Raw genomic sequence first — 8,599 nt, forward strand, 5'->3', positions numbered from 1 at the left:
GGGGCGGGGGGCAGGCCCGACCCGGGGGCGGGGGCGGCGCGGGGTCCGTGCCGCCCCCGGCCCGCCTGGTCGGGCCTGCGCCGGGTCAGGCGTGCGCCGTGCCGCCGTCGGCGGCCATCGCGGTGGCGATGCGGTGCAGGGTGTCGGCGCGGAGCTCGTCCGGCAGCGGCGGGAGCAGGTCCATCCAGAGCGCGAGGGTGGAGCCGATCAGCTGGCGCTGGCCCTCGGGGCGGGCGATCAGCCACAGGTGGAGGTGGGCCGCGCCGTCGCCCCAGCGGTTCACATGGACGCGCCCGATGCCGCCGAGCGCCAGGATCGCCCGCTCCGCCCGCTGGAGCATCGGGCCGAGTTCGACCGCCCGGGCCGGCGGCAGGTCCAACAGGTCGTGGTGGTCGCGCGGGCCGAGGAACAGCACGGCGGGCAGGCCGTGGGGCGCGTCGAAGGCCTTCAGCCGCCAGTGCTCGTCGGTCCAGACGAAGTCCTCGTCCGGACGGCGGCACTCGTGGCACTCCGCCGCCCCGGCCTCGCCGTGCCGGCCGGGCTCGGGCAGCTCGGCGGCGTCCAGCGGACGGACGGTCAGCTCGCCCTCGTAGGGGAAGATCGACCAGGAGGGCGCCGCGTCCTCCGGTATCGGGAGCCGCTCGCCGACCGGCAGATGGGCGAGGAAACGGCGGGGGTCGTCAGGGTTCTCGGTGATCACGGAGACCGACCGTCCCACACTCCGCGGGGCCGCCGCCAGCACTTTTCCTCCGTACCCGTCCCGCCCGCCCGGCCTGCGCACCTTTGTCCGTGGCTCTGCCTCCCCCTTCCGCGCACAGCTCCGTGCCGTTCTCCCCGCTGTTGTCCATGCCGTTGTCCGCGCCGTTGTCCGGGGCGGGCTGCGATGATCGGCAAGGACCGTTCACCACCGCCAGGGAGGACCGCCCGTGAGCCGCCCCGACCCGACCCCCGGCACCGACCCGTCGCGCGGAACGACACCCGATCTCGCGCTCGATCTCGCGCGCGAGCTGGCCGCCGCACTGCGCGGCGAGGTCCGGTTCGACGCCGCCGAACGGACCGTCTACAGCCACGACGCCTCCAACTACCGCCACCTGCCGCTCGGCGTGGTCAAGCCCGCCGACACCGAGGACGTGCGCACCGCCCTCGCGCTCTGCCGCCGGCACCGGGTGCCCGTGGTGGCGCGCGGCGCCGGGACCAGCATCGGCGGGCAGGCGATCGGCCCCGGCGCGGTGGTGCTCGACTTCCGCCGCCACCTGGGCGCCGTCCTCGACATCGACCCGGAGCGCCGCACCGCCCGCGTCCAGCCCGGCACCGTCCTCGACGACCTCCAGCGCGCCGCCCGCCCCTACGGCCTGCGGTTCGGACCGGACCCGTCCACCCACAGCCGCTGCACGCTCGGCGGCATGATCGGCAACGACTCCTGCGGCGCGCACTCGGTCGCCTGGGGCCGCACCGCCGACAACGTCGAGTCGCTGGACCTACTGCTCGCCGACGGCACCGAACTGACCGTCGGCGGCCCGCTCACCCCCACCGAACGCGCCGCCCTCGCCGTCCGGCCCGGCCCCGAGGGCCGACTCCACCACCGGCTCCAGGAGTTCACCGACCGGAACCTCGCCACCATCCGCCGCGGCCTGCCCGAACTCCCGCGCCGGGTCTCCGGCTACCCGCTGGACGCCCTGCTGCCCGAGCGCGGCCACCACCTGGCCCGCGCCCTCACCGGCACCGAGGGCACCTGCGCACTGCTGCTCGGCGCCACCGTCCGGCTCGTCGAGGAGCCGCGCGCCCGCGCCCTGGTGGTGGCCGGCTACCCGGACGAGACGGCCGCCGCCGACGCCGTGCCCGCGCTGCTGCCGCTCGGCCCGCTCACCGTCGAGGGCATGGCCGCCGACCTGATCGCCGCACTGCTCGCCGCCGGACCGCGCCCGCCCGCCCTCGACCGGCTGCCCGACGGCGCCTGCTGGCTCTTCCTGGAAACCGGCGGCGCCACCGCCGCCGAGGCCCTCGACGCCGCCCGCCGGCTCGCCGACACCGTCCGGCGCGAACGCACCGCCACCGCCGCCGTGGTCACCGACCCGGCCGAGCAGCGCCAGCTCTGGGCCGTGCGCGAGGCCGGCGCCGGGATCGTGACCCGGCTGCCCGGCGGCGGCGAGGCCTGGCCCGGCTGGGAGGACTCGGCCGTCCCGCCGGAGCGGCTCGGCGACTACCTGCGCGAACTGCGCGCCCTGCTGCGCCGGCACGGCCTGCGCGGCGTGCCGTACGGGCACTTCGGCGAGGGCTGCGTCCACCTGCGGATCGACTTCCCGCTCACGCGGCCGCAAGGACTGCCGGTGTTCCGGGAGTTCATGGAACAGGCGGCCGACCTGGTGGTCTCGCACGGCGGTTCGCTCTCCGGCGAGCACGGGGACGGGCAGGCCCGAGGCGAACTGCTGCCGCGCATGTACCCGCCCGAAGTCATCGCCCTGTTCCGCGAGTTCAAGCAGATCTGGGATCCGGAGAACCTGCTCAACCCCGGCACTCCGGTCGACCCGCGCCCGCTGGACGCCGACCTCCGCTTCGGCGGGCGGCCGGTGCGCGAGCTGCCGCTCGCCCTGCCGTACGAGCAGGACGACGGCAGCCTCGCCAAGGCGGTCCGCCGCTGCGTGGGGGTCGCCAAGTGCGTCGACCCGACCACCGGCGTGATGTGCCCGAGCTACATGGCCACCGGCGAGGAGCGGCACTCGACCCGGGGGCGGGCCCGGCTGCTCGCCGAGATGCTGCGCGGCGCCGGGGAGCGCCCCGGCGCCGGGGCCGCGATCACGGACGGCTGGCGGTCCGCCGAGGTCCGCGAGGCGCTGGACCTCTGCCTGGGCTGCAAGGGCTGCGCGAGCGACTGCCCGGTCCAGGTCGACATGGCCACCTACCGGAGCGAGTTCCTGTACCAGCACTACCGGCACCGGCCGAGGCCCGCCGCGCACTACGCGATGGGCCGGCTGCCGCTGTGGCTGCGCGGCGCCGCGCTCGCGCCCGGCCTGGTGAACGCGATCACCCGCTCACCGGCCGCCCCGCTGCTCAAGCGGCTCGGCGGCGTCGACGGGCGCCGGGCACTGCCGGTCCTGCCTCCGGAGACCTTCACCCGCTGGTACCGGCGGCACCGCGCCGGGCACCCGGCCCCGGCGGGCGCCCGGCCCGTCCTGCTCTGGCCGGACACCTTCTCCGACCACCTCCAGCCGGAGGTCCTGCGCGCGGCCGTCGAAGTCCTGGAACACCTCGGCTTCGACGTCCGACTGCCGGCCGGCCCGGTCTGCTGCGGCCTGACCTGGTACTCCACCGGCCAACTCCCGGGCGCCCGGCGGGTGATGCGCCGCAGCCTGGCCGCGCTCGCCGCCACCGGCCTGCCCGTCGGCACGCCCGTCGTCGGGATGGACCCGAGCTGCACCGCCACCCTGCGCGAGGAAGTGCCGCGCCTGCTCGGCGCCGAGGGCCGCCCGCTGGCCGAACGCACCCGCACCTTCGCCGAGTTCGTCGACGAGTACGCGCCGGACACACCGCTGCCGCAGCTGCCGGTGGACGCCGTCACCCAGACCCACTGCCACCAGCACGCGGTGCTCGGCAGCGCGGCGGACCGCCGGATCGAGCGGCGGATGGGCGTCGAGAACCGGGTCCTGGACTCCGGGTGCTGCGGGCTCGCGGGCAACTTCGGCTTCGAGCGCGGGCACTACGAGATCTCGGCGGCGATCGCCGAGCGGGTGCTGCTCCCGGAGGTCCGGGCCGCCGGACCGGACACCGTGATCCTCGCGGACGGCTTCAGCTGCCGCACCCAGATCGCCCAACTGGCCGACGGACGGCGGGCCCTGCACCTGGCGGAGCTGATGCTCCGGGCACTGCGGGAGCGGCCGGACGGGAACTCGGCCGAGTAGCCGGCGCACCGTCGTCCGCCGCCTCGACGCCCGGACGCGCCGAGTCCCTGACACCGTCCGCGGCGGCCGCCACAATGGCGGCATGACCCTCACCACCGCCGAGGCGGACAAGATCCTGGCCGACAACTTCGCGCCCTGGGTGCAGGCGCTCGGCCTGTCGGTGACCGGCACCGGGGAGCGCCACGCCGTGCTCCGGCTGCCCTGGTCCGACCAGTTGGCCCGGGAGGGCGGCGCGCTGTCCGGCCAGGCGCTGATGGCGGCGGCGGACACCGCGAGCGTGATCGCGGTGTCCGCGGCCCGGGGCGGCTTCGGCCCGATGACCACCGTCCAGCAGTCCACCAGCTTCCAGCGCGCGGTCGTCGGCCGGGACGTCCTGGTGCACGCCCGGGTCACCAAGCTGGGGCGGCGGATCGCGTTCCTGGACATCACCCTCACCGCCGAGGGCGAGGAGGAGCCGGCCGCCCACGCCACCACGGTCTACGCCCTGGCCTGAGCCTCCCGGCGGCCCCACCCTCGCGCCCTCCTCGTCCGTCAGGCGCCCTGCGGCGTGTCCAGCACCTCCTTCGAGCGCGGCGAGTCCTCGGCGCAGACCGCCGTCACGAACTCCGCCAGCCGCGTCTGCGGCATGCCGCGCGCGATGTCCGCCTCGCTGATCATGCCGACCAGCTCGTGCTCCGGGTGGTTGATCACGGGCAGCCGCCGCACCCGGTACTGCTCCATCACCCGCAGCACCTGTTCGACGTCCTCGTCCGCCTCCACCGTCATCGGCCGCCCCTGGGCCACCTCGCCCGCCGTCACCTGCTCCGGGTCGAGGCCCTCCGCGACGCACTTCAGCACGATGTCCCGGTCGGTGAGGATCCCCAGGAGCTTCTGCCGCTCACCGCAGATCGGCAACGCCCCGACGTCGCGTTCCTTCATGAGCCGGGCCGCCGTGGCGAGCGTCTCGTGCTCGCGCACGCACTCGGCCCCCTGATGCATGATGTCGCCCGCACTGGTCATGATCGGCCTCCTGACCTGCCTGTCACTCCCGTCACTCCATCCTGGTCCGGCCACCGGGGCCCCGCCACCGGGCCTACGCGGCGGCACCCCGCCCGCCCTCGGGACCGCCCGACGACTCGGCCGGCGCATCGGCCGGCCCGTCGTCCGGCGGGTCCAACAGCGGGGCCGGCGGCACATCGAGCGGCGGGTTCTCCAACACCTCTTCCAGCGGCGGGATTTCGTGCACCTCGGCAGCGCGCACCGAAGGCGTCCCGCCCTCCGCCCCCGGTACCTCGGCCGGCTCCCCCGGCGCCGGCGCAGCGCCCGTAGCAGCGCCCGCCGCCCGCCGATGGGTCTCCGCCGCGCTGTCCAGGAAGCGCAGCAGTTCCACCGGGAACGGCAGCACCAGCGTCGAGTTCTTCTCCGCCGCGACCTCCACCACCGTCTGCAGCAGCCGCAGCTGGAGCGCCGCCGGGGTCGCGCTCATCACCGCTGCCGCCTCCGACAGCCGCGCGGACGCCTGGTACTCGCCGTCGGCCGTGATGATCCGCGCCCGCCGCTCCCGCTCGGCCTCCGCCTGCCGGGACATCGAGCGCTTCATCGACTCCGGCAGGGCGACGTCCTTGATCTCCACCCGGTCGATCTCGATGCCCCAGCCGAGGGCCGGGCTGTCGATCATCAGCTCCAGCCCCTGGTTGATCGGTTCGCGGTTGGCCAGCAGGTCGTCCAGCTCGCTCTTGCCGATGATCGACCGCAGCGAGGTCTGCGCGACCTGGGAGATGGCGAAGTTGTAGTCCTGCACATTGATGATCGCCTTCACCGGGTCCTCCACCCGGAAGTACACGACGGCGTCCACCCGGACGGTCACGTTGTCCCGGGTGATGCCCTCCTGCGCCGGGATCGGCTGCGTCACGATCTGCACGTTCACCCGGCGCAGCTTGTCCGCGACGGGTATCAGCACGACCAGTCCCGGCCCGCGCACCTCGTCCCGCACCCGGCCGAACCGGAACACCACGCCCTGCTGGAACTGCTGCACGACCCGGACGCTCAGCCCTGCCACCACGGCCGTCAGCATCAGCACCACGACCACGACCGCTATCACCACTTCGACGACCATCACGGCCTCCTCGCGCGGCAGCGAGCCCCGGGCCGTCGCCGACCCAGCCGGCCGACGGCCGCCGGAACAGCTGGTTCCACGCTACGCCTGCCCCGTCCGGACCGGGACGAACCTCCGCCAGCGCCTAGGATCGTCGCCATGCCGCAGCCCACCGCCGAGGAACCGGCCCCGGCCGACGCTCCCGAGGCCGCCCGGGCCCCGGACCACCCGCACCACCCCGCCGCGGCCGCTGCCCTGGCCCCCGACCTCACCGTGCTCGACCGCGTCGTCACCGGCTGCCGGGCCTGCCCCCGGCTGGTCGAGTGGCGCGAGGAGACGGCCCGGGTCAAACGCCGCGCCTACCTGGACTGGGACTACTGGGCCCGCCCGATCCCCGGCTTCGGCCCGCCCGACGCCCCGCTCGTCCTGGTCGGCCTCGCCCCCGCCGCGCACGGCGCCAACCGCACCGGCCGGATCTTCACCGGCGACCCCTCCGGCGACCTGCTGTACGCCGCCCTGCACCACCTGGGCCTCGCCAACCGCGCGCTCTCCGTCCGGCACGGCGACGGCCTCGCCCTGCACGGCGTGCGGATCACCGACCCGGTCCGCTGCGCCCCGCCCGACAACAAGCCGAGCACCGCCGAACGCGACACCTGCCGACCCTGGATCGCCCGCGAGTTCGAACTGCTCCGCCCCACCGTGCGCAGCGTGGTGGCGCTCGGCGGCTTCGCCTGGCAGACGCTGCTCCCGGTGCTCGACGCGGCCGGCTGGACCGTGCCGCGCCCCCGGCCGCGGTTCGGCCACGGCGCGCACGTCACCCTGCCCGCCCGCGACGGCGGGCCGCCGCTGGAGCTGTACGGCTGCTATCACGTCAGCCCGCGCAACACGAACACCGGCCGGCTCAGCACCGTGATGCTGCGCGAGCTGCTCCGCACCGCCGCCCGTGCCGCCGGGCTCGACCCGACGGAGGAGTGAAAGCGCGGAGGAGTAAGGACGCGGAGCGGTGACCGCGCCGCGCTCCCCCGGGCCTCAGACGAACCGGGTCAGCTCCGGCCCGGCCGCCCGCTCCCACACCTCCGGCAGCGCCAGCCGCGCCCGCTCCGCCTCCGCCAGCTGCTGCCCGTACAGCACGCCGTAGCCGAACGGCTCCTTCGAGGCGGGTGCCTGTCGGCGCAGCGCGGTCGATGCCACCACCGCGTCCTGGTGCTCGCCGAGGACCTCCTGGACGGCCTTCATCCGGGCGACGTACCGCTCGGCCGCCCGGCCCGCCACCGGCAGCGCCGTCTCGCCCGCGTACCGGGCGCGTTTGGCGGCCTTGCGTGCCTCGTGCAGCGCGATGTCCTGTTCCTCGCCCTCGTCGGCCAGCGCGGTGCGGATCCGGTCGGCGGTGCGCCGCTGTTCCCGGGCGGCGACCCGGGTCAGCTCCGGGCCGGCGGCCCGGTCGGCCCGGCCGCGCAGCGGCGGGTCGGTGAGCAGTACGGCGAGTCCGTCGGCGAGGGCCCGGCGGCGGGGGCTGTCGAGGGCGGCGAGTACCTCCGGCCAGACCCGCCGGTACTCGGCCTTCCCCCGGCGTTCCAGTTCGGCGGCGACCCGCTCGGGTCCGCATTCCGCGGGCAGTTCCCGAGCCCGTGCCGCCAGCCGTTCGCCCAGGACCTCCTGGTCCCGGGCCCGGCCCAGCGCCGCCGCCAGCCAGCGCAGCTCGGCCACCAGTTCGTCGGTGGCTCCGGGGGCCAGCAGCCGCCGGTAGGTCCGGAACGCGCTGCGCAGGCGCCGGCAGGCGACCCGCATCCGGTGCACCGCGTCCGGTTCGTCGGCGCGCACGGCCTCGTCCAGTCCGGCCAGCACCTCGGCCTGCGCCCGGATCCGTCCGAGCACCACCTCACCCACGGTGACCATGTCACCGGCCATCCGCCTGCACCCCCTTCCGGGGCGTCCGGGAATCGCCTCCCAGGCTAGCCCGCGTCCCCGCCCCGGGGCAGCGCACCTTTCCGCCACCCGTACCCGTCCTCCGCAGCGCGGGAAGTCGGCGGGTCCGACGTCCTGTGCGCGAACGCGGCACCGATGGAGGCACCGATAGGGCGCGGGTGCGGTCAGGGGCGCAGCTGGATGGCGAGGGACATGGTGTAGCCGACGAGGGCGGCGAAGAAGGTGACGGCGGTGGTGTAGCGGGCGGTGAAGGGGAGGCCGGCGAGGGCGGGGTAGAGGAGGACGGCGGTGCCGGCGGCGACGTCGGCGAGGTAGAGGCCGCGGGGCGGGAGGATGCCGGTGCTGTGGGCGGCCCAGCCGGTGGCGACCAGGAAGCCGGTGAGCAGTATGAAGCCGGAGAGCAGGCCGGAGCCGATGCTGGAGAGGACGGGGTGCGGCTCGGGTGGGAGTTCGCCCTCGGGGACGGCGGGGCGCAGTCGGTGGGCGATGGCCAGGGCGCCGACGGCGAGGGTCACGCAGGCGGCGGCGCTGAGCAGGGGGACGGGGTTCATCGGCGGCTCCGGGAGCTGGTGCGGTGGTGGCCGAGGGCTGCGGCGAGCGCGGCCGGGACGAGGACGGTGGGGAGGAGGACGGTGGTCCAGGGGGGGGGGTCGAGGCCGGCGGCCGGGGGTGCGGGGGGGGTCGGGGGTGCGGCGGCGACGGC

At 75.8% G+C, this 8,599-nt stretch carries 8 protein-coding genes; 3 read left to right on the plus strand and 5 right to left on the minus strand.

Features of this window, described 5'->3' with window-relative positions; translation table 11 throughout:
- Positions 1-85: 85 nt before the first annotated feature.
- Positions 86-700, minus strand: coding sequence for an HIT family protein (locus ADK60_RS17980; protein ID WP_234326513.1), 615 nt, complete (start codon positions 698-700; stop codon positions 86-88).
- A 226-nt stretch (positions 701-926) separates the two neighbouring features.
- Between ADK60_RS17980 and ADK60_RS17985 the strand changes: the two genes are divergently transcribed.
- Together ADK60_RS17985 and ADK60_RS17990 are read left to right on the plus strand one after the other, a co-directional pair.
- Positions 927-3,896, plus strand: coding sequence for an FAD-binding and (Fe-S)-binding domain-containing protein (locus ADK60_RS17985; protein WP_053647234.1), 2,970 nt, complete (start codon positions 927-929; stop codon positions 3,894-3,896).
- An 82-nt stretch (positions 3,897-3,978) separates the two neighbouring features.
- Positions 3,979-4,389, plus strand: a complete 411-nt coding sequence (locus ADK60_RS17990) for a PaaI family thioesterase (RefSeq protein WP_053647236.1) — start codon at positions 3,979-3,981, stop codon at positions 4,387-4,389.
- Positions 4,390-4,427: 38 nt separating this feature from the next.
- Here the strand turns inward: ADK60_RS17990 and ADK60_RS17995 are convergent, their stop codons facing one another.
- The gene (locus ADK60_RS17995) at positions 4,428-4,895 is read right to left on the minus strand and encodes a CBS domain-containing protein (RefSeq protein ID WP_053647238.1); all 468 of its coding nucleotides are present in this window, start codon (positions 4,893-4,895) and stop codon (positions 4,428-4,430) included.
- A 73-nt stretch (positions 4,896-4,968) separates the two neighbouring features.
- Positions 4,969-5,991: a slipin family protein gene (locus ADK60_RS18000; RefSeq protein WP_079008470.1), complete on the minus strand. Its 1,023-nt coding sequence runs from the start codon at positions 5,989-5,991 to the stop codon at positions 4,969-4,971.
- Positions 5,992-6,129: 138 nt separating this feature from the next.
- On the opposite strand from ADK60_RS18000, the gene ADK60_RS18005 reads away from it, so the two are divergent.
- Complete coding sequence (locus ADK60_RS18005) at positions 6,130-6,945, plus strand: uracil-DNA glycosylase (RefSeq protein ID WP_078897298.1); 816 nt, start codon at positions 6,130-6,132, stop codon at positions 6,943-6,945.
- A 54-nt stretch (positions 6,946-6,999) separates the two neighbouring features.
- On the opposite strand, the gene ADK60_RS18010 is transcribed toward ADK60_RS18005, so the two are convergent.
- Positions 7,000-7,878 (minus strand): CHAD domain-containing protein, encoded by an 879-nt coding sequence (locus ADK60_RS18010; RefSeq protein ID WP_053647240.1) that lies wholly within the window; start codon positions 7,876-7,878, stop codon positions 7,000-7,002.
- Positions 7,879-8,060: 182 nt separating this feature from the next.
- A complete protein-coding gene (locus ADK60_RS18015) occupies positions 8,061-8,447 on the minus strand; it encodes a hypothetical protein (protein WP_053647242.1) in 387 nt (128 codons plus the stop codon).
- Positions 8,448-8,599 lie beyond the last annotated feature (152 nt).

This window comes from Streptomyces sp. XY431, from assembly GCF_001279805.1.
GTDB lineage: Bacteria > Actinomycetota > Actinomycetes > Streptomycetales > Streptomycetaceae > Kitasatospora > Kitasatospora purpeofusca.

Bases quoted from the DNA above. Each gene is read 5' to 3' on its own strand.
- ADK60_RS17990 (WP_053647236.1), top strand. From the start codon at position 3,979: ATGACCCTCACCACCGCCGAGGCGGACAAGATCCTGGCCGACAACTTC.
- ADK60_RS18010 (WP_053647240.1), bottom strand. From the start codon at position 7,878: ATGGCCGGTGACATGGTCACCGTGGGTGAGGTGGTGCTCGGACGGATC.
- ADK60_RS18000 (WP_079008470.1), bottom strand. From the start codon at position 5,991: ATGGTCGTCGAAGTGGTGATAGCGGTCGTGGTCGTGGTGCTGATGCTG.
- ADK60_RS18015 (WP_053647242.1), bottom strand. From the start codon at position 8,447: ATGAACCCCGTCCCCCTGCTCAGCGCCGCCGCCTGCGTGACCCTCGCC.
- ADK60_RS18005 (WP_078897298.1), top strand. From the start codon at position 6,130: ATGCCGCAGCCCACCGCCGAGGAACCGGCCCCGGCCGACGCTCCCGAG.
- ADK60_RS17995 (WP_053647238.1), bottom strand. From the start codon at position 4,895: ATGACCAGTGCGGGCGACATCATGCATCAGGGGGCCGAGTGCGTGCGC.